Consider the following 22,024-nt stretch of genomic DNA (forward strand, 5'->3'; position numbering starts at 1 on the left):
TGCATGAAACTCAAACTTTTGGCGCTTTCTCTTACGTTGGCAGGCGTTCAAGTGACGAACGCTGCAGAGTGGGATTACCCTAGCGCGGCTATTACGGTCACGAACCAAGCCGAAGCGCTGCGCTATTTACAAGCCAATTACGCTAGCGCTGGCGAACTTAAGTTTCGCTATCAAACCCGTTCTCAGCTCGGAGATCATTACAACTTTGATGTGTGGGTCGATGGGCAGTATCAACCGCAACGCACCATTGTGCTGTCGACTAACCAAGACAGCGAAGTCGAGCGTATTTTCAAAAGCCTTGAAGATACGGTGATTCGTAATGGCGAGGCGATGCCAGCCGGAGAACTGGAGCTGCCTGTTCGATTGGAACTGACTGAGCCGCCAGCATTGAGCTCTGGTGAGTTAGTGACCGTTCCCGTCTCACTCTTTGATCCTGATTTACGTACAATGCAACAACAAGCTGCGCCTGATTCTGCTTGGAATTCGTTAGAGGATTATCCGCAGCCACTTCAATATGTTGAGAAGCAGATTCAAGTTTTGCAGTCTGGTGGCAAGTTCTACCTAGCTAACGAGCGCGTTAAACAGGTGGATGCACTTGCATTACTGTCTTCACCTGCGGTAGGTGCGGAGCCTGTGCGTGATACCAGCAGTATTTTGCCGCCTGAGGGGGTTCAATCTTTTGCGGATGTAAAAGCGATGCAAAGCGCTCAACTTGGCGACAATGCCTTTTTGCAGTTGATGGCGTTTTACCATCTTGATAGCTCACTGCAGTACTTATCGAGCTTGAGCTATGACTTATTTGAAGAGCCGCTTCGTTTTGATGGGCGTGGTTTAGCGCTCGACAACTCTTCTTACTACACAGGTTCGCGTGCGCTGATGTTAGGCGTTGGCGGAGTATCTCCAGATGCTGCAGATGCAGATGTGATTTTGCACGAGCTAGGACACGGGATTCACTATCAAATCGTTCCTGATTGGGCGTATGGACATACTGGCGCGATTGGAGAAGGTGTTGGTGATTACTGGGCGGGCAGCGCGAGCTACCGAACACAGTATTTAGACGCAGCTCGCCGTGGCCAAGAATTCGAGTTAGATACGGTGTTCAACTGGGACGGTATGTTCGGAACACGCAAAACAACTCGTAGCTTATGGAACCAAAGAGCGCGTTACTTCGAGAGCTCAGAGTATCCAGCGCACGTTAGTGTGGGCGGTGAACTAGGCGATGAGCTGTGGTCAACGCCACTGTTCCAAGCGCTTAAAGCATCGGTTGAACGATACGGTGATGATACCGATAACGTGTTCCGCGAGTTTGACGCCATTGTACTTGAAGGCATGTACGGTATTGGTCGTGGCGTGAAAATGCATGATCTTGCGGAATCCACCGTGTTTGCCGCAAGCACTTTGTTCCCAAATAAAGACTATGCCCAATTTCTGACGGACAGCTTCAACAAACACAACTTACTTAAAGCGCCTCTTCGCGTTCGCTATGACGCTCGATACATCGCACAAGGTCAAGGCGTGGGAGTGAGCCTGAGCCAAACTGGCCGTGAAGCGAGCATCAAAGGGCAATGGCAGCTAAGCAACGAATCCGCTTTCGATTTTGATGAAACGCTTTCTGACTCGACCTCAATGAAGGTGGCTTTACCAAGCGGTCTGACATGTGGCACGCAATTCGATTCCTCTATCTCATTGGATTACCAATTTGCTGAGGGCTTAAAGACTCACCAGTGGAGCAAAAAGGTGATGCTGGTTAACGGTACGCCAGAGCTCGATATCCAGCCTCAACCAGTGAACTCCGCTTTGCCGGAGCAGGGCGATAGACTGTTCTCTCAGACGCTATCGGACAAGTCACGCATGATTGATGATTCGTTTGCGGTTTACCTGAACATCGAACATGACTCACTGCAGGATCTGCAAGTGACGCTTGTGTCTCCACAAGGTAAATCGGTTGTGCTACTTAGCCATCAATCAAGCAATACCAATGGGTTTAAAGGTTACTTCACCGCTCAGTATGACGAGGAGTTACAAGCACTTGTCGGTCAACCGAGTTGGGGTACTTGGCGTCTCGAAGTATCTGACCGCGTGTCAGGGAACTCTGGGGTGTTGAAAGAGTGGGGTGTTAGTCACTTTGCTCAGTATCAGTGTAGTGCTGATACCACTAAAGAAAGCAGTGGTGGTGGTTCAGGTGGCAGTGGTTCGCCTTGGACCTTGGTAGGACTTGTCCTGCTTTCAATGGTGAGAGTGATTCGTTCTCGTTAATTAAAATCTAAAGAAGACAAAATTTATGAAGTTTCAATATTCTTTCGTTGCTATGTCACTAGCCCTAGCTGGTTGTGGCGGTGATTCTGGTGGTGACACGTCAACACCGACCTATAATGTAGCTGGCACCATCGTTTCTGCAGGTACACTTCTTGATACGCCAGTATGTATCGATTTAAACCAGAACTACGTTTGTGATACTACTGAACCGAGTGCTAAAACGGATAATGCTGGTAAGTTCTCCCTCACGTCAAGCGACAAGAACATTTTGACTAGCACGATTCTTGCTCAAGTTGATCAAGGCTCAAACCAAACGTTGCGTCTTGCGGCTCCAGGCCAAAACTTAGCCACGGGTAACACAGTAAATGGTGTAACAACATTGCTCGCAGGTCTTGTGGTTGACGGTAAAACCGTTGCTCAAGCTGAAGAGATTGTTAAAGCGCAACTGGCTAGTGTAGGCGTTTCGCTGAATGGTTCGGTGATGTCTAACGCAGAAGCCAGCGAGCTGGACAAGCTAGAGCAAAACACGGTTGCGCTATTAGCTGCGATGCAACCACAACAAATGACCAAAGGCGTAGCGCTGCTTGCTCAAAGTCTTAGCTTCCAAGGTAAATCGCTAGCCTCTGATCTTCTGTCTGAAGCGGAAGTGAGTGCATTTGCTGAAGAGATTGCAGCGGTTGCTGAACAAACGGTTGGTAGTAACGATACGGGTGCCATTCTTCACTTTGCTGATGGCGCTGCAGACGTTGCAGAGGTCCAAGCTTCTTACCCTGGTCAAGATGCGGAATACGGCTTCGACAAACAGGACAAGCAAACGTCGACAGGTGCGGGCTTTAAGTTTGTTAAGCTAGATTCACAAGGCGCTGCTTTAGCTGCAGATGCCACTGAGTGGGCTTGTACTATGGACGAGCGTACTGGTCTTGTTTGGGAAAACAAGAGTGCGGATGCGAGCTCTATTCAATTTAAAGACCGCCTATTTGCGTTTGAGTCTGAAACATTTAAGCCATTTAGCAAAGATGTAGATCTTGCGGGCTGTAAAGAGGTGGGCGATGAAATTTGTACTACGAGCCAATACGTTGAGTACATAAACAAACAATCGTTATGTGGAATCACTGGTTGGCGCCTGCCTACTTACCGTGAAACTTATGACTTACTAGATTTCGGTGAAAAGACACTATTTGCGCCGAGCACAGAATATGAATCGAACAATGTGTATGGTTTTAATGTCAAATACTTCCCACAGCAAACTTTAGGCAGCCCTTATTTAGAAAAAGGTGCGTTTTGGCATGATGGTTTTAGGTTTACGGACACATCATCACAGCTCATGGATGGTGAGATTTATTTCCCCGCAATTGTCTCTCGGGGCGCAGATAGAGGGGCCACTTCATTCGTTGAGATTCGCTCAAGCAGTACAAGTGAAGATGCCTATGATTCCTACCAATTCCCAATCCGTCTAGTAGCAGTTAAGGGACAATAAGATGAAGAAACTAATGACCGCGCTATCTCTTGTGTTGGCTTCTCAAGTAGCAATGGCAGCACAAGAGTGTTCGACTGATTTTGCTAAAACAGCACCTAATACACGTTACACTTATTCAGATAAGGGAACTGTAACTGACTTAAAAACAGGTCTTACATGGATGCGCTGTCCAGTCGGTATGACATGGAATGCAGCAAACGAAGAATGCACCGGAACGCGAGCTACGATGTCATGGCAATTCGCGCTGTCTACGGCCCAACAAATTCGTAATCCGTCCGGTAACCACCCTCTACACAACTTTGCTGGCAAAAAGAATTGGCGACTAGCAAACATTAAAGAGTTGGTATCGTTAACGGAGCAAGCTTGCTATAGCCCAGCGATGAATGGTACAGGCTTTGCGAGCGGTTATACACTGACAGACAAGGACGATATTTTAGGACGTAATATTTGGAGTAACACACCTAATGGTGATGGTAAGCATGTTGCTACTGTTGATACGACTAATGGTGAGGTTTTCAATAGAGATCCATTAGACTCAAGTTTCAAAAGCTCTCTCTTGTTAGTGACAGATGAATAATACTTATTACGTTAATAAAGATTGATAGCTTTGCCTTTATAAAAAGCTCCGCCAGTGCGGAGCTTTTTTCTTTTCTAACCTTTGGCACTTATCGTGTTGAGCAGAATGTTTAAACTTGGAACTGCTTAAGTTGGTGCTTTTGGTTTTCCGCTAAGCCCGAAAGCTCTTGAGCGGCAGCGGCGGATTGCGTAATGCCAGTTACGTTCTGGCTCACCAGCTCATAGATGTTCGTTAAGTTGTTGTTGATATCGGCCGTGACCTGTTTCTGCTCTTCTGATGCGGTCGCCACTTGCGTGTTGATTGAGTTCAGAGCGGCGATAGCATTACTGATATTAGCAAGTGATTGGCTAACTTCTTGTGCCAGAGCTTGGTTGTCTGACAACATGGCTAAGCTAGAGTGCATGCTTTCATTTGCGTGACCCGATTGCTGCTGAAGCTCTTCGATGATGGTTTGGATCTCTTTCGTCGATTCCTGAGTTCGCGCCGCTAACATACGTACTTCATCGGCGACTACCGCAAAGCCTCGGCCACTTTCGCCCGCTCGTGCAGCCTCGATCGCTGCATTCAGTGCAAGCAAATTGGTTTGCTCAGAAATGCCTTCAATCACTTCGATCACGCGACCAATGTGTTCTGATTGATCTTTCAGCGATGTCACGACGGCTGCAGCTTCGTTGAGTTGTTCTGCCATTTTTTCGCTTGCGCGAGTGCTTTCCTCAAACATGCTCAGACTTTGTGAGGTAAGCATGCTTGCTTGATTTGATGCGCTATCGGCTTCTTGTGCATTGGTCGACACTTCAGCTGCGGTCGATTCTAGTTGGTTGATTGCCGAAGCCACTTGCTCAACTTCTTGCTTTTCTTGATCTGAGTTAACGCTGCTTTGAGTCATAACAGTCGCTAACTCGGTCGATGCTGATGCCACATCCTCACTAATTCGAACTAATGCACTCACGGTTTCACGCAGTTTGTCGATGGTTTGGTTTACATCCTGAGCCAGTTGCGACACTTCGTTTTTTCCGATGGCTTCGGCTTTAACCAATAGATTTCCTTTCGCGACTTCTTGCATGGTTCCTTGAAGGTTACGAATCGGTGCAACGATATAGCTGGCTAGTATCCAACTAATAAGCGAAGCGGCACTCAAGATAACTGCAAGCGTGACCGCGCTGTAAGTGAGCGTGGTTGAATGCTGTTCGCCATTCGTTTCGACTTCATCGGTGACGATTTGATTCAATTGCTTAGACAGGTTGTCGATGGCGTTGATCATCGCTTCGCCAGCCAATCGGTATTCTGCCATCGCAGATTCGTACTTTTGATTGAAATCGGATGTGGTGTAGCCAGAAGAGTGCTTGGTGGTGAGCAGAGGTGTCATGGTGACGCGCGTGAAATCAACATAGTGATCCATGGCTTTGCGCATTGCATTCACTTCGGTTTGAACGCCTGGGAGGTTATCGATGGAATTCAGAAAATCGCGGTTTTTGTTTTGTCGTTCAGACAGTTCTTGGTTGAGAGATTGGACATCTTCGGCTCTAAATAGACTGTAAATGGCTTTGATGCGCATGGCGTAGGTGTTGTCTACGATGGCGCTGAGTTCCTCTTTATGAATGATCAGCTTGTTGGTGGAAGTGGAAACCTTATTGAATGCTTGGTCGAGCTTGCCGATTCCGACGCTCAATCCAATGACGAGTAATACAACGGTGAATAGAACAGGCAAAAAGACCTGAAGTTTAATAGAAAGCGTACTAAGAAATTGACGCATGATTGACCCTCTATCGGTTTGATTATTATCTTTTTTATAAATAAGCATCTCGATTTTAATTGCCACATTCGTCAAATCAATGACTTACTCATATCCAATTGTTATGAAATGTACCAAAATCGATGGAGTTATCATTTTGAACGCGCGGCAATTTATAAAAGCGCTAAGCTAAAAACGGTAGAGGGATCAGTCGCGGAATTAATATACAGAAATAACAACGTGTCATAGAGGGTTCAACTAAGTGAAACACAACTGTCATATTCAAATTCTAAAGTGAGCACCGTTCAAGTGAAACACAACGGCAATAAAGCCACTTAAGGAAATTGTGATGAAAAAGACAGTAATCGGTGCAATCGCACTTCTAGGCGCAATGGCAGTGACTCCTGTTTCTGCTAAAGAAACTATCTCTGCAGTGGGTTCTAGCAGCGTAACTCCACTGATGGAAGTTTTCTCTGAAACGTACATGAAGAAGAACCCTAACGTATTTATCGAAGTTCAAGGCCCTGGTTCTTCAGCTGGTGTTAAAGCAGCAAAAAATGGTTCAGCAGACCTTGGTATGTCTTCTCGTAATCTAAAAGACTCTGAAAAAGAATCAACACTAATCGAAGAAGTGGTTGCTCGTGATGGTATCGCAGTGGTTGTTAACCCACAAAACAAACTGCCTGGCCTAACAGCAGAGCAAGTGACTGCAATCTACAAAGGCGAAGTATCAAACTGGAAAGAAGTCGGTGGTGCAGACAAGCCAATCGTAGCAATTACTCGTGACACGGCTTCAGGTACTCGTGGCGCATTTGAAGACATCATGTCTCTTAAAATGAAGATTTCTGGTAAGAAGGTATCAGCTATCTCTCAACGTGCTCAAGTTGCAAACGGTAACGGCGCACTCAAAACAATGGTTGCATCTAACCCATACGCAATCGGCTACATTTCACTAGGTACGGTAGACAACACAGTTAACGCTCTAGCAATCGACGGCGTTGATGCAACAGTGGCTAACGTGAAAAACGGTTCTTACAAAGTAGCTCGTCCATTCCTTGTTCTTTACAAAGAAGGCAAGCCATCAGCTGAAACGCAAAAATTCCTAGACTGGATGCTAACTGAAGATGCGCAAAAGCTAGTTGACCAAAACGGTTACATCTCAGTTCACTAATTTTATCGGGACTCTTAAGTTTGCTCAGCCCACCATTTAGGGCTGAGCCTTTTCTATCCATAGTGTTCACCGGCAAAACGCCCAGAACCGTGAGATTTTTTAAATGACCATCGCAACAAATAGTGAAAAGCTTATGAATACTGACGCTAAAGCTATCAGCAAGCCCGGCCTGCGCGAGAAACGTCGCGTAGACTGGAAAGAGCGTATCTTCCACGGCTTGTTCCTAACCAGTGCCGTTATCGGCATCGTCTCATTAGCCGTTATTGCATACTTCATTGTTCGAGAGAGTATCCCGGCATTCCAAGAAGCTGGTGTATCGGGCATCGTTCTTGGACAAAACTGGCTGCCGCCTGCACTTTACGGTGTTGCGACAATGATTGTTGCTTCTATTGTATCGACGGCAGGTGCGGTAATCGTCGGTGTGCCAATTGGTGTGCTGACGGCTATCTTCATTGCCGAAATCGCACCAAAGCGTCTTGCGGATATTATTCGTCCTGCAGTTGAGCTTTTGGCAGGTATCCCGTCTGTGGTTTATGGTTTCTTTGGTTTGGTCATCATCGTACCGCTGATTCAAAACATCTTTAATGTCCCTGCGGGTAACACGATTTTGGCAGGTATCATCGTGCTTGGTGTGATGATTCTACCGACCGTAATCACGGTATCTGAAACGTCTATTCGAGCTGTGCCTCGCGCATACAAAGAAGGTTCTTTGGCACTTGGCGCTTCGAAAATCTACACAATCTTCAAATTGCTCGTTCCAGCGGCTCGTTCAGGGATCATGACGGGTGTGATTTTGGGTATTGGCCGTGCTCTAGGTGAGACAATGGCGATCATCATGGTGATGGGTAATGCACCTGCTATGCCAGAAGGCATCCTAGATTCGGCACGTACGCTAACCGCAAACATCGCGATTGAAATGTCTTACGCAAGCGGTATTCACGCCAACGCTCTTTACGCCACCGGTGTTGTACTTCTGGTCTTCATCATGTCGTTGAACGCTGTACTTCTTTACCTAAACCGAGAAAAAGCGAAGTAATCGCTCGTTAAAGGTGACTATTATGGATCGCGCAAAACTAAAACAAGCTCGCCAGTTCAAAGATAACGTCTTTAACGCTTTGGTTTGGATTTCGGCAGCACTAACGGTAGGTTTTTTGTTCTGGATTATCTGGTACATCCTATCAAATGGTCTACAACACGTAGATTGGAACTTCATTACTGATAACTACACACGTACTGGTGAAGAGCACGGTATCTTCCCGATGATCGTCTCGACCATCTACATGGTTATCGCATCCATCGCGGTAGCGGCGCCACTGGGTATCATGACGGCAATCTACTTAACCGAATACGCGAAAGTCGGTAGCCGATTGGTAAAGATTATCCGATTCTGTACTGAGTCGTTGGCGGGTATCCCATCGATCATCTTCGGTCTATTCGGTATGACGTTCTTCGTGGCAATTCTTGGTCTGGGCTTCTCTATTCTGTCGGGGGCACTGACTCTAAGTATTCTTATTCTGCCAGTGATCATCCGTACTACGGAAGAAGCACTGATGGCAGTGCCTCAAACGTATCGTGAAGGCTCTTACGGCCTTGGCGCTTCAAAAATTTACACTATCTGGCGTTTGATTCTTCCGAGTGCAATGCCAGGGATCTTAACCTCGGTCATTCTTAGTATTGGTCGTGTCATTGGTGAGTCTGCTCCTGTATTTCTGACAGCAGGCATGGTTGCTCGTATTCCAGATTCTCTGTTGGACTCCGGTCGTACATTAACCGTTCACCTATACAAACTGACTACCGAACTGTTTACCGTTGAAGAATGGAATCAGGCTTACGGTACCGCAACAGTGCTTATCGTGGTTGTTCTTCTGATCAACATGGTAACGAAACTGATTGCTAGACGTTTTAACACCGCAACTTACTAACAACACTAATTAAGAACGCACGTTAAAAGACACGAATTCAAGATTTAAGAGATTAAGAAAATGAACAAATTTGATATTGAAAACCTAGACTTATTCTACGGTGAAAACCAAGCACTGAAATCGATCAACCTACCAATTCCAGTTCGCCAAGTAACGGCACTTATCGGCCCGTCAGGTTGTGGTAAATCAACGCTTCTACGTTGTTTGAACCGCATGAACGACCTAATAGAAGGCGTGAAAATTACGGGTAAATTGGCGATGGACGGCGAAGACATTTACGGCAACATTGATGTCGCGGATCTTCGCATCAAGGTTGGCATGGTGTTCCAGAAGCCAAACCCATTCCCGATGAGCATCTACGAAAACGTGGCTTACGGCCTACGTGCTCAAGGTATCAAAGACAAGAAACACATTGACGAAGTGGTAGAGCGTTCACTACGCGGCGCAGCACTTTGGGACGAAGTGAAAGATCGTCTGAAGTCACACGCATTTGGTCTATCGGGTGGTCAGCAACAGCGTCTTTGTATCGCACGTACGATCGCGATGGAGCCGGACGTAATCCTGATGGATGAACCAACGTCGGCACTTGACCCAATTGCGACACATAAAATCGAAGAACTGATGGAAGAGCTAAAGAAGAACTACACCATCGTTATTGTGACCCACTCAATGCAACAGGCGCGTCGTATCTCTGACCGTACTGCATTCTTCCTAATGGGCGAACTGGTTGAACATAACGATACTCAAGTGATCTTCAGCAACCCTCAAGATGACCGTACTCAAGGCTACGTAAATGGTGATTTCGGTTAATTCGCCATATTTACAAGCATAACTAAATAACTATAAGCGATGGTAACTTTGCCCCTCTTTTTGAGGGGCCTTTTTCTTTTCAAGCTGCAGATTTATAACACCAACCTATACCAATAATTCTTGCAAGGAAGCACAAATATCCCCCTTTTTATAGAACATGTAACTTATGTGAAATACGGTTATAAAAGTGCTGAAGGGCTCTCGAATGTGAAACTAAGTCTGATAATTTTGCGAATGACTTAACAGCTCAAATTTGATTGTATTGATTGCATATGATGGCCTAAGTAGTTTTTTATCGAGAATAAAAAAGTAGATTAGGTTGGTAGGGTGAGTTTAAGAAGTTTTACAAGAAAAGTGTCTTCAACGAGGGATCATCGCTTATTAGCGGAGGCGATATTTGATCATTTAGAGAGTTTGTTCTCCCCTCAAGCCTTAGCCATTTTTGAAGATCCTTCAATCAATCCCCGTTATTCTGTGAGTTTCTCTCGCGGGGAGCTTTACCCAATCCAAAGCTATCCTGACAGCTTCTGGGAGTGGGCGAGTCAGTTTGACACTTCTGAAAGCATCATTCCTCTGGCGATCAATACTGTAACTGGAATCACACCAAAGATTTAGGTGGAGATAGTTACATAATGATGCTCGATAACACGCCTATCAAACGCACCTACCTACTGATTCAGTCTGTTCATGCTCGCACGGCACACAATATCTATGAAGAAAGCTATGATGCAATGCAGCTTGCAGCGGCGCGTTGGCAGTGCATTCGCGCCGAGAAAAATGCGTCGCAAGAGATGAGACACAGAGACATTCGTGAAGCGCAATATGTCGATGAAATTAACCAACGCGAGCGCTTTATCGAGAACATGAAGTTAGTTCAGCAAGTTGCACTCGAGATCTCCAACCCTGATTCCTTAAAAGATTTGTATTACAAAGCCGTCGAAGCGCTACGTCAACGGTTGGGGTTTGACCGCACCACACTGATGCTGCTGGACATGAAAAAGCGAAGTTTCAGCGGTACATACGGCACGGATGAGTCTGGTATTACGATCGATGAATTCCACACGCAGTACGACCTTCATCAACTGAGTGAGGAATACATCGCTGCGCTGTCAAGCCTTGAGAGCAACCTAGTGAGCGTGGAAGATGCGCCGATATACACAGCAGGTAAAGTGGTTGGGCAGGGGTGGAACGCGATGTTGATTCTACGTGATGGCAATGAGCCATTTGGTTGGTTCGCGCTTGATAACTTTATTCACCGCAAGCCGATAACTGCGTATCAAAAACAGATGTTGGACTCGTTTGGCTCCTTTTCTCACAAATTTACATTCGAAAGCGCCAAGAGCAGAACGTGCGTATGTTGCATTCAAGCATGGTTGAGTTATCACGCTGTACAACCGTCAGTGATGTATGTAAATCGGCCGTCACTTTTGCCATCAAAAATCTTGGTATTGATCGGATGGCGGTGTTTTTGACCGATGAAAATTGCTCATACATGCAAGGTACTTGGGGGACTGACATTCAAGGCAATGTGGTGGATGAGTCTTATTTCTTTGGTGAGACACAAGACTTTTCGTTGATCAATTTAGCTCGCGCCGTGCCTAGTGAAGTGGCATTTGAGGAATCCGTTCCTATTTATCATGACTGTAATATTGTCGGCTTTGGCTGGGCTGCGATGACGGTTTTGACTTCGAATAGCAGCGGGCCCATCGCTTTTATTGCCGTTGATAACTTATTGACGCGCGCGCCGCTGACTTCTCAGCTACGTGAAGTGATTCGTATGTTCGCTTCCAGTCTAGCGGAGGTTTTGCAGCGCACTCAAGCGCAAGAGGCGATTCGCGGATTAAACGAAAACCTGGAGTTAGAAGTACAGAACCGAACCAAAGAGTTGGAAGAAGCCAACCGACAGCTTGAGGTACTTTCTAAACTTGACCCTCTGACACGTCTTGGCAATCGCCGTATGTTAGAACATGTGATGCAGAAATATTGCGCGCTAGAGTGTGAGGAAGCGATGTCCTTTGGTCTTATCCTGATTGATATTGATCACTTTGGGTTATTTAACAATCACTATGGCCATCTCGAAGGGGATATCGCACTAATGCGCGTGGGTCATATCTTGGATCATCATACCAAAGGTGAAGACGAGGTTTTCTGTCGCATTGGTGGAGAAGAGTTTGTGTTACTAATGATCGGCTCTGATCAAGAGGCGGTAAAGCAGAGAGCGGAACGTATTCGTCAATGCATTGAAGATGAAGGCATCAAACACCAACACAACCCAGAAGGGGAGTTGCTCACTGTGTCAGTCGGTTATTCTTGCTACAAAACGAAAGGCAAAGACTTTAATTTCGACCATCTTTACCAGCTGTCGGATAAGGCACTCTATCAAGCGAAGAGTCATGGTCGAAATTGCGTAAGGCGATATGAGTACGATCATCAAGCTTTTGTTGAATAAGTGATGCTCATAACATCAAAGTTACTGAGACAGTTTGGTTGATTTTTAGATAAAACTGCTAAAGTGAGTTTGGTCGCACAAGAAAAATGGCAGCTCACTTGAGCTGCCATTTTTATTTATAGTTTTTCTAGCTGGTGGTCGGTTTTCGTTACGTTTGCTTTGCCAAGGTTTTGAATTTTTGCCAGTAGCGAGTCTGGATGCCAAGATTGTTGATTGGCACTAAAACGCGCTTGGTTCATGGCGTCAAGCTCTTGTTTTACTGCCTGCACATCACCAGAGCTTAACCTGTCTCGGTGAGTGTTTAGATACTCGTTTACTGAGCGTTCAATTTTAGCAGCGTCCCCTTCATTGATGACTTTTTTCAACGCATCAACGCAAAGAGGTTGCTCGGTATTCGAAACCGTTTTACTCGCCGTCATAGGACGCTTCTTCCATGCCCAAATCGCGATTCCTAACGTCGCCACCCAAAGCCCAGCGAAAACAAAGGTCAGGGTTTGCCAGAGGCTGCTCACTCCACCGTTTGGTTCGGGACTGATGGCTGACTCAGGTGGTGTTGGCAGAGGCGATTCCGGCAATGTGATAAGCCCGGTGTCACTTTGCTCTATTTCTAATTGTAGCTCTGGTAACGTCGCTTTTTTCGCTTCATCATTTTGGCTGTCCCACCAGTTCAAATGGTATCCCGGCAAGGTATATGACCCAGCCTCAGTGGGGATAATGACTTGCTTCACGGTCATGATAACGGTGCCATCTCTCGCGCTGTCGAATTGAGGCTGTTCTGGGTAGACCCGTAGTGAACTTGGATAATCAATACTTACTCGTGGAAGGTATTCGGCTTGTGTTCCGCGAGCTTTAATTTGAATGGTTCGAGTGAGTGAAGAGCCCTGTTTGACAGTGTTGAGCGCATTAACCGACAGTAGATTACCTTGATCGTCTTGCCAGCTCTGCGTCATTTCTAACGCTGAAGCTGGAAGCCATTCCCCTTCAAATTCACTTGGAATTGGTTTTACCTCGATAGGCATTTGCTCAGCTTTGGTGTTGATTGGCATGATCTTGGTAGAGCCCGTCAAGCTGTCGCCATAAATGTAAGAGCCTGTCAGTCTAGGACCTATCAAGGTGTAAGTACCCGGCTGATTCGCCGTTAAGCGAAACGACTGTTCAATGACCGCTACTTCTAATCCATTTAAGATCTTTTGTCCCTGCTGTAAGCCACCAATCGCTTCAAGCTTCATGCCTTCAATCTGTGGAGGCACAATTTGTGGGTTATCAAGACGGCGGGTATCTGCTTTGATCAAAAGCTGCATACGTAATGTCGCAGATTGTTGAGGGTACAGCGTGCTGTTGTCGACACTGATATTAAAGCTAAATAGGTCATCGAGATTGGGTTCAGCTTGGCTTGCGGTGACACGAAGCTTTATTGGCTCCGTTCTCATACCATCTGCGGAAAAGCTCGGAATAGTCAGAATACCTTCTTTCATCGGCGCAATCGAGATACTCCACTCAGTACGTACAGATTTTCTTCCGTTAATGTTATTGCTGGAGCGCCCATAACGAGGTTGACCCAAGAAAAAGTCGTTCTCAAGTACATTAAAGTCAATTGCATCTGAGCTGAGCTCAGTATCTGCCATGATTCTGAGGTTGATCACTTCATTCTTAGCAACTTGTGTTTTATTGACGCTTGCTTGAAGCGTCTGTGCCATCACCGAGAAGCTGGATAATAGGCTGGCCACAAGAATAAAGATCAGTTGTACGCCTTTGTTCATCATGGGCTTACCACTCCTTTTGAGATTGTTGTGGAGGTTGTTTTTGTTGAGCTTGAAGCTGCATTTGTGCACGAATCAAAAAGCTTGGATCGCGAGCGCTTTCGACTGCTTCTAGACGACGGAATTCAGGATCATCCCGATGCGTATTTTTTGGCTGTACTTGAGCCTGCATTGGTTCACCTTGTTCCTGAGCCTGCTTTTCACCTCGTTTCGGTCGATGTTGCTCTGTTTTTTGCTTTTCTGTTTTATTTTCAGATTCTTGCTGATTTTGTGACTGTCGTCCTTGCTCTTCCTTCTCACCGTTTTGAGACTTTTGTTGCTGTTGCTGTTGCTGTTGCTGTTGCTGTTGCTGTTGCTGTTGCTGTTGCTGTTGCTGTTGCTGTTGCTGTTGCTGTTGCTGTTGCTGTTGCTGTTGCTGTTGCTGTTGCTGTTGCTGTTGCTGTTGCTGTTGCTGTTGCTGTTGCTGTTGCTGTTGCTGTTGCTGTTGCTGTTGCTGTTGCTGTTGCTGTTGCTGTTGCTGTTGCTGTTGCTGTTGCTGTTGCTGTTGCTGTTGCTGTTGCTGTTGCTGTTGCTGTTGCTGTTGCTGTTGCTGTTGCTGTTGCTGTTGCTGTTGCTGTTGCTGTTGCTGTTGCTGTTTCAGCTTCTGTTCCACAACCGACAAGTTTTTCTTTGCAGCTTCAAAGTTGGGCTTTTCTTCAAGCAGTTTTTTATAAAGCTCTGCCGCTTCTTCTAATTGACCATTTTGCGCCAGAGAGTTGGCAAGGTTATAGCGGCCGTTAGGAGAGGCGTCATGAGAAAATGCTTCGATAGCGGCTTCGTAGTCACCTTTTTGGTAACTGGCTGCCCCTTTCCAGCTTGGGTTTGTAAATAGATTTTGCGCCTGTTCATACTCACCTTGCTTGTAGAGTTCCGCTCCTCGTTGGTCGGCATTTAAGAACGGATTTGCTTCGGCGTGTTGTGTCCAAGTCATCGGTATTATTGTGGCCACAAACATCCAAATCAGGCCGCGTCGGAACAGTAAAGCTGCAGGCAGAAGTAACAGCGGCAGCAACCAAAAGCCACCGTTTAAGCGAGAGTCAGTGCTCACTTCTTCACTCTTCTTGGCCGAAAGTTGACTGCCAACGTTGCTCGTAAAGGCCGAAATGTTCTCAACATCGCGATTGGTGTGCTGAATAGGAACAAAAATTCCACCTGTTTTCTTTGCTAGTATTTGTAAATTCTTCAGATTTGTTTTCGCTACGACAGTTGTGCCTTGTGCAGTCTTTAAAAGAGAACCATCGGGTAGGGCGATGGGAGCACCATTAGCGGTTCCTACTGCAAGAACAGAGATCCGAATGTTTTTACCTTCGACCAAATTCAACGCGCGAGACAGTTCTGACTCATCGAGGTCATCAGCTAACACGATGATGTCGCCTTGTTGCACACCTGCTTGAGAGAACTGGTTGAGCGCTAATTCAATTGCGGAAGGCAGGTTTGCCCCTTGAAAAGGCATTAGCTCTGGTGACAAATTCTCGATAATGCCGGCAAGCGTACTGGAATCAGTCGTCAGTGGACTTAAGTTATAGGCATCGCCAGCGTAAGTAATAAGACCCGTAGCCCCTTCTTTCCATTTAGGAAGTAAGTCCAGCGCCTTATAACGTGTTTGCGCGAGTCGATTAGGCTTGATGTCCGTAGCGAACATCGAGCGAGACATATCAAGCACTAAAATGCGGTTTTGGTTTAACTCAAAGCTTGGGCGAGCGTTGGATTGCCAGCTTGGTCCCGCTAGCGCAATACAGGCAATCGCCCAAGCTACGCCCCAGAGAATAAAATAGTGTTTGGACTGCGTGTTTTGTCCGAGCACTTTAGCTAGGTGAGGGGCAATCAGTGTCGATTTTTTTGCTCTAAATTTGTGATTGAGCAAGAGCGCAATAGGGATTGCGATAAGCCCAAAAAGCCAATAAGGGGTAAGGAAAATAAACTCAGCCATGTTTTCTCCTCAGTAGGAATAACAATACCGACAGTACGAATGCAGCGCTTAATGGGTATGGGAACCATTCTGACTGCGGACGCCAAGTTTGCGTGTTGCTTGACACGGGCTCGAGCTGGTTGATCGTGTCGTAGATCTTTTCGAGCTGATCAGTATCTCGCGCCCGAAAATATTGTCCACCAGTAATCTCTGCCACTTTAGTTAGTGTTTGCTCATCCAAGTCGGCTGCGGTGTTAACCTTACGAGTCATGAAAAACTCTTTCACCATCATTTCACCAGCACCTACGCCTACGGTGTAAATGGTCGCTTTGTATTTTTTTGCGATTTCCGCTGCTTCGAGCGGTTCGAGCACACCGGCAGTGTTGCTGCCGTCACTAAGCAAAATCATGACTCGTTGCGGAGCATCACTGTCTACAAAGGTTTTCGTGCCTAGACCAATGCCATCACCAATGGCGGTTCGTTGACCAACCAGGCCGATGACGGTTTGATTAATCTGCTGCATGACGGTTTTACGGTCTGCAGTGAGTGGCGTTTGCAAATACGCGTGATCGCCAAACAAAACAACCCCGAGACGGTCGCCTTTTCGCTTTGCCACGAAATCAGACAGAACTTTTTTGACAGCGGTGAGGCGGTCGATGTATTCGCCGTTGAGCTCCATGTCTTCTTGCTGCATCGAGCCAGATAGGTCGACGACTAACATCAAGTCCCGATATTTGGGTTGGAACTCAACTGGATCACCAAACCAAACTGGACGCGCACAAGCAATGATAAGAAGAACCCAGATCGCCATTGATAGTGATTTTTGCAGGGCTTGCCTAGGCTTGCTGCCATTCTCATTAGTTGGTAAGTACGCCAATTTGATCTCGGCTTGTTGAGATTCTTGTGGCAGGAGCTTGTATACCAGCCAGGGGACAGGCAGCAAAAATAGTGCCCACCACCAGACAAATTCAATGTTTAGCCATTGGGCAAGATCGGTTATGAGTGTTTGCTCAGTCACGGTTATTTGCCTTTTTCTTTGGTGGCAAAGCGTGAGTTATCCAAAAGACACAATCATCGACCAAGCTTTGATGATTTTCTTGAGAGGATTTCTGATACAGCGCTTCTTGCCACTGATGTTGTTTGTCTACGAATCGAGTTTCTTTGGTATGGCTATCGAGAAATTCATACCAAGCGATTCCAGTTAATGGCGCGATTTCCTCACGCGGAAAGTAACTCAATGCCGCCTGACGCAATATTTCTAGAGCAGAGGAAGGGGTATGAGGTGTGACAGATTGAGTTAAAAGTTTTAAGGCTGCCTTTTGCGCGCGTAGGCGTTTTTTACGCCACTTCGTATAAAGATAAATGCTGAAAACGAAAAGTACGGTGGCCGCAAGCACTGCCCACCATCCCCAAGCGAGCGGAAACCAATCCGGAGCGTTTGGTAAAATCAGAGGTTCAAGGTCTAGGCTTTGGTTGTTTGTTGTCATTATTATTACTGCTTAATAAATGCTGCTTGTACAGTTTGTTAGCTTAATTGTGAAATCAAGGGCCAACCACTTGATAGCGTGTTAAATGGAATCGCCATCGAATGGCATTGCTGTTTAATGGTTTCTTGGTGTTGAGTAAAGTGTGTTTCGAGTTCCTTTCTTTGGCCCTTGGAGCCAAAGTTGAACCATTGACTACGTTGTCCATCCGAGGCTTTTACTTGACCTCTAAAGTTTGTTTCACCTCTTTCTAAAGGATCATAAAACTGAATAGCCCTCACACTATTGTGCTGTTTTAGTCGACGTAACTGCGTCAACTCTGCTGCGCTTATGTGGGCAAAGTCGCTGAGCATAATCAGTTCGCTGCCCTTAGGTGTCAGTGTATGAAGTGTTTCTAACACCTGAGTATACGGCAGTGTACGAGCCTCGTTGTTGGCAGTACGAGCCACCTGCGCGTTATGTGTATCGACGATAGCATTAAGAATCCGCAGCCCCTGTTTTTGTAGAGAGGAAGGGCGAAACTCAAAACATTGATGTCCATCGTCAATCACCGCACCGATGCGATCCTTTTTAGCCAAAGTGAGCCAAATCAACACGCTGGCAAAGTGGGCCAATTGAACCGACTTAAGCATATACTTAGACCCAAAATGCAGGCTAGGACTCAGGTCAAGGTAAAGAATCACAGCTTGTTCTTTGTCTTCTGCAAATAGCTTCGTGTGCGCTTTCCCGGTACGAGCAGTTACCCGCCAATCAATACTGCGGATATCATCGCCAGGTTGGTATTGGCGTACTTCCATAAAATCCATACCTCGTCCTTTTTGGCGGCTGGTATGGTTACCGCTCATTTGCGACCAGATACTTTGTGCTGGTGGCAACCAACGTACAGATTGAGTGCGGTATTGCAGCAGCTCTTCAAGAGTTAATGTCACCCCATTTGCATGAGGTGGTAGTGGATGCGTTGTGGACATATCACTCACCCGTCTTATGCACTGCCAACGAGATTTAGCAGCTTATCGATGACTTGGTTTGCCGTAATGCCTTCCGCTTGAGCGTGGTAACTCAGTAATAAACGGTGGCGCAAAACCGGATAAGCCATGGTTTGAACATCTTCTGGGGACACAAAATCACGACCTGCAAGCCAAGCGTGCGCGCGGGCACAACGATCCAGAGCGATGGTGGCACGTGGACTAACGCCCATTGACAACCACTTATCCAGCTCAGTGTCATATTCGCTGGCTCGACGTGTTGCCATAACTAAACGGACGATGTACTGCTCTATCGTTTCCGCCATATGAATATCCAACACTTCTTTACGCGCAGTGAAGATATCTTGTTGGCTTAACATTGGGCGCTCGACGGTAGTTTCGCCTTTTGCTTCACCGCGGTTAATACGCAAGATAGATAGCTCATGCTCCGCATCTGGGTATTCCACTTCTAAATGTAATAAAAAGCGATCTAGCTGTGCTTCAGGTAGTGGATAAGTCCCTTCTTGTTCAATCGGGTTTTGAGTCGCCATGACCAAAAACAACTCTGGCAACGGGTAAGTATGGCGACCTGCTGTGACTTGTTTCTCTGCCATTGCTTCAAGCATCGCCGCTTGTACTTTGGCCGGTGCACGGTTTATCTCATCCGCAAGGATAAGAGAATTGAAGATAGGACCAGATTGGAAAGTGAACTCTCCGGTTTCGGGGCGGAAGATATCGGTGCCGGTTAAATCGGCTGGCAGCAAGTCAGGGGTAAACTGAATTCGGTGGAAGTCGCCTTCAACACAATCTGAGAGTGATTTTACTGCACGGGTTTTTGCCAGTCCAGGAGGGCCCTCAACCAAAATATGTCCATCTGCCAAAAGGGCAACAAGCAGTTGTTTGACTAGATCTTGCTGACCAATGATCTGCGACTCTAGGTATTGCTGAAGAGTTTCGAAGTTAGATTTATGCATGCTTTGGACTCTCGATATCCATTTGATTTTTGTGTTGAGTATTGGTCATTTTCCAGATGGAAAAAGTTCCAATGCGCTTTCGCAATTTATCTTTTCAATATTGGGACTCTGCAGAGAATTGCAAGTACTTGCTATCACTGAAAGTTCTTATCTGACAGAGCGTTACATTTATTTTTCATAATATAGTGAGAAATGCCTCTAGTTTTGTATATGTGAGCCGATAAAGTTTCTGTGATGTGCGTGTCATGAGATATGCACCAGATTCCCCTTATGGGGCCAATAACAAGTGATTCTTTTAAAAGGTCCGAATATGTTGAAACTTCATTCCTTGAGCATCAAACAGAAGGTTGTACTTGGTATTACGTTTGCTGTTTTAGCATCAACAATTATCGTTGGTGTTATGGCTCAGCGTCATGCAAGAGATGTGTTGAGCCACCGTCTTATTGATATCGAACTACCTGCGATGCTGCAGCAAATCAATACAGAAATTGACCGCGAAGTTGTAGAGATGCAACAAGCCGCAAAACAGCTCGCAACAAACGAGTTTATTGTCGAAGCTCTATCTAATACAGACCGCGATCCGTCGGTAGAAGTTCAGTTAGTTCAGCAGCTCAATAACGTTAAATCCCAGTACGGACTTAATGATGCGTCGGTAGCCAATCGTCAAACGGCATATTACTGGAATCAAAACGGGTTCTTGCGTCAGCTTAATCGAACTCAAGATGCTTGGTTCTTTGGCTTTACGTCTTCTGGTCAAGAAACGTCAGTGAGCGTTTTCCAAGAGGCAAACGGCGAAGTAAAAATGTTTGCCAACTACCAAGACTTAAATGGTACATCAATGTCAGGTCTTTCAAAGTCGATGGACGACATGGTTGCGCTGCTCAATGGGTTTAAAATTGAAGATACGGGTTATGTGTTCCTCACTAACGAACAGGGTGAGATTCAAATACATCGTCAACAAGGTAAAAACCAAACTTCTATCACCAAGCTATTTGGTAGTGATGCGAGTGCACTGCTGAATAAAAACAGCTTCAATTTGATTAATGTGGACTTTGAAGGGCAGGACACGTTTGTTTCCAGTTTGTATGTTCCTTCAATGAATTGGTTTGTCATTGGTGTAGTTCCTGTCGATGAAGTCTTCGCGGACCTAAATGCTACTGCGCAAAAAATGCTGTTTACGACCATCATTGTCGCCGTTGTATTCATTCTGATGGGCGTATGGTTGGCAAATAGTATTACTAAACCAATTCGACTGATTGCCGATCGTTTTACCGACCTTGGGCAAGGTGAAGGCGACTTGGCGCAGCGCATTGAAATTCAGGGTAATGATGAAATTGCTCAGCTTTCAAAAGGCTTCAACGGATTTATTGAGAAGATCCACGCCACAATGAAAGAAGTTGCTTTAACCAGTGGCTCATTAAGTCAAGCCGCAGAAAGTGTTTCGACGAAAGCAACATCCACACATGACAACAGCCAAGAGCAACGTGATCAAACCATTCAAGTTGTTGCGGCGATTAACCAGATGGGTGCGACCATCAGCGAAATTGCATCGAACGCGGCTACTGCTGCCGATACGGCAAATCAGGCTTCTGATAATACTCAAACGGGTCGTGAAGTGGTTATGAAAGCCAAAGAGGTGATTAGCCGCCTAGCTGATGACGTAGAAACGACCAATATTGTCGTCACGCAGCTGGCATCGACAACTAAAGATATTGGCTCGATTCTGGGCGTAATTCGTGACATATCAGAACAAACCAACTTGCTTGCGTTGAACGCCGCGATTGAGGCTGCACGTGCTGGAGAGCAAGGTCGTGGTTTTGCGGTGGTTGCTGACGAGGTCAGAAACCTAGCGTCACGCACAGCTGACTCAACAGAAGAGATCCAACGGATGATCAACCAACTTCAAAGTGACGCACAAGACGCAGTAAGTGCGATGGAAGCGGGTAAAGCGGTCACTATTGAAGGGGTTGCTTCAACCGATGAAGCCGTGGAAGTGTTAGTCAATATTTCTGAGCGAATTACAGACATCTCTGATCGTAATACGCAAGTTGCGACGGCGACGGAAGAGCAATCCACTGTGGTGCATACCATTAACCAAAACATTGAAGAAATCAACGCGATCAATGAAATGACAACGGCAACGGCAGAAGAGCTGGCGGATGCAAGTCGTGATCTTCAAGCGCTCTCTTCACGTTTGGACAAGATGGTTGGTAGCTTCAAGCTATAGAGTTGGATAGAATAGCCGAAGTTTAAAAGTTCACTAACTAAATTTAGGTAAGTACTATGAATGACTTCGAAAAAGAACTAGAGCAGATTTCTCAGGAAGCCGCTCAGGAGCCAGAAGTAAAACTGCCGTCGCTAGAAGAGCAAAAAGCGATCGTCGCTGAGCTAAAAAAGCTGGAAGCAGAAGGTAAGTTGACGCCAGAAGTGCTAGAGCAACACTTTGGTAAATTTAACCAAAAAAACTCTGTTCCAGTTCACTAAGCTAGGGTGAGGTTT

16 protein-coding genes and 1 pseudogene are annotated in these 22,024 nt (G+C 46.1%); 10 read left to right on the forward strand and 7 right to left on the reverse strand.

Annotation, left to right across the window (positions count from 1 at the left end; translation table 11 throughout):
- Positions 1–3: 3 nt before the first annotated feature.
- Genes P4S59_RS18135 through P4S59_RS18145 form a run of 3 tightly spaced genes read left to right on the forward strand, consistent with a single transcriptional unit; the run spans position 4 to position 4,310 of the window.
- The gene (locus P4S59_RS18135) at positions 4–2,256 is read left to right on the forward strand and encodes a proprotein convertase P-domain-containing protein (RefSeq protein WP_337168807.1); all 2,253 of its coding nucleotides are present in this window, start codon (positions 4–6) and stop codon (positions 2,254–2,256) included.
- Positions 2,257–2,281: 25 nt separating this feature from the next.
- Positions 2,282–3,733, forward strand: a complete 1,452-nt coding sequence (locus tag P4S59_RS18140) for an Lcl domain-containing protein (RefSeq protein ID WP_337168808.1) — start codon at positions 2,282–2,284, stop codon at positions 3,731–3,733.
- A gap of 1 nt (position 3,734) precedes the next feature.
- On the forward strand, positions 3,735–4,310 hold the full coding sequence (locus P4S59_RS18145) for an Lcl C-terminal domain-containing protein (RefSeq protein ID WP_337168809.1): 576 nt from the start codon (positions 3,735–3,737) through the stop codon (positions 4,308–4,310).
- Positions 4,311–4,419: 109 nt separating this feature from the next.
- Here the strand turns inward: P4S59_RS18145 and P4S59_RS18150 are convergent, their stop codons facing one another.
- Positions 4,420–6,063, reverse strand: coding sequence for a methyl-accepting chemotaxis protein (locus P4S59_RS18150; protein WP_258674764.1), 1,644 nt, complete (start codon positions 6,061–6,063; stop codon positions 4,420–4,422).
- Positions 6,064–6,391: 328 nt separating this feature from the next.
- Between P4S59_RS18150 and P4S59_RS18155 the strand changes: the two genes are divergently transcribed.
- From P4S59_RS18155 to P4S59_RS18175, 5 genes and pseudogenes are all read left to right on the forward strand, one after another.
- Entirely contained in the window at positions 6,392–7,213 is an 822-nt protein-coding gene (locus P4S59_RS18155) for a phosphate ABC transporter substrate-binding protein (protein ID WP_005397879.1), read from the forward strand.
- 103 nt (positions 7,214–7,316) lie between these two features.
- Complete coding sequence (gene pstC, locus P4S59_RS18160) at positions 7,317–8,249, forward strand: phosphate ABC transporter permease subunit PstC (RefSeq protein WP_006741921.1); 933 nt, start codon at positions 7,317–7,319, stop codon at positions 8,247–8,249.
- A 22-nt stretch (positions 8,250–8,271) separates the two neighbouring features.
- Positions 8,272–9,135, forward strand: a complete 864-nt coding sequence (pstA, locus tag P4S59_RS18165) for a phosphate ABC transporter permease PstA (RefSeq protein WP_005397882.1) — start codon at positions 8,272–8,274, stop codon at positions 9,133–9,135.
- A gap of 60 nt (positions 9,136–9,195) precedes the next feature.
- Positions 9,196–9,945, forward strand: coding sequence for a phosphate ABC transporter ATP-binding protein PstB (gene pstB / locus P4S59_RS18170; protein ID WP_005397884.1), 750 nt, complete (start codon positions 9,196–9,198; stop codon positions 9,943–9,945).
- A gap of 327 nt (positions 9,946–10,272) precedes the next feature.
- Positions 10,273–12,394: pseudogene (locus P4S59_RS18175) on the forward strand (GGDEF domain-containing protein).
- Positions 12,395–12,510: 116 nt separating this feature from the next.
- On the opposite strand, the gene P4S59_RS18180 reads toward P4S59_RS18175, so the two are convergent.
- From P4S59_RS18180 to P4S59_RS18205, 6 genes are read right to left on the reverse strand one after another with little or no spacing between them, the layout of a single operon-like run.
- On the reverse strand, positions 12,511–14,157 hold the full coding sequence (locus P4S59_RS18180) for a BatD family protein (RefSeq protein ID WP_337168810.1): 1,647 nt from the start codon (positions 14,155–14,157) through the stop codon (positions 12,511–12,513).
- 4 nt (positions 14,158–14,161) lie between these two features.
- Complete coding sequence (locus P4S59_RS18185; protein ID WP_337168811.1) at positions 14,162–16,123, reverse strand: VWA domain-containing protein; 1,962 nt, start codon at positions 16,121–16,123, stop codon at positions 14,162–14,164.
- Positions 16,116–17,120, reverse strand: a complete 1,005-nt coding sequence (locus P4S59_RS18190) for a vWA domain-containing protein (protein ID WP_337168812.1) — start codon at positions 17,118–17,120, stop codon at positions 16,116–16,118. Before P4S59_RS18190 ends, P4S59_RS18185 begins: the two co-directional genes overlap by 8 nt.
- Positions 17,113–17,589, reverse strand: a complete 477-nt coding sequence (locus tag P4S59_RS18195) for a DUF4381 domain-containing protein (RefSeq protein WP_047008481.1) — start codon at positions 17,587–17,589, stop codon at positions 17,113–17,115. Before P4S59_RS18195 ends, P4S59_RS18190 begins: the two co-directional genes overlap by 8 nt.
- A 38-nt stretch (positions 17,590–17,627) precedes the next feature.
- A complete protein-coding gene (locus P4S59_RS18200) occupies positions 17,628–18,554 on the reverse strand; it encodes a DUF58 domain-containing protein (protein WP_005392395.1) in 927 nt (308 codons plus the stop codon).
- A 14-nt stretch (positions 18,555–18,568) separates the two neighbouring features.
- Positions 18,569–19,525 (reverse strand): AAA family ATPase, encoded by a 957-nt coding sequence (locus P4S59_RS18205; RefSeq protein ID WP_005392397.1) that lies wholly within the window; start codon positions 19,523–19,525, stop codon positions 18,569–18,571.
- 310 nt (positions 19,526–19,835) lie between these two features.
- On the opposite strand from P4S59_RS18205, the gene P4S59_RS18210 reads away from it, so the two are divergent.
- Both P4S59_RS18210 and P4S59_RS18215 read left to right on the forward strand, forming a co-directional pair.
- Positions 19,836–21,752 (forward strand): methyl-accepting chemotaxis protein, encoded by a 1,917-nt coding sequence (locus P4S59_RS18210; protein ID WP_005392399.1) that lies wholly within the window; start codon positions 19,836–19,838, stop codon positions 21,750–21,752.
- 56 nt (positions 21,753–21,808) lie between these two features.
- A complete protein-coding gene (locus P4S59_RS18215; protein WP_005392406.1) occupies positions 21,809–22,009 on the forward strand; it encodes a restriction endonuclease subunit S in 201 nt (66 codons plus the stop codon).
- Positions 22,010–22,024 lie beyond the last annotated feature (15 nt).

Origin of the sequence: Vibrio sp. M60_M70, from assembly GCF_037162085.1 — a bacterium.
GTDB lineage: Bacteria > Pseudomonadota > Gammaproteobacteria > Enterobacterales > Vibrionaceae > Vibrio > Vibrio diabolicus.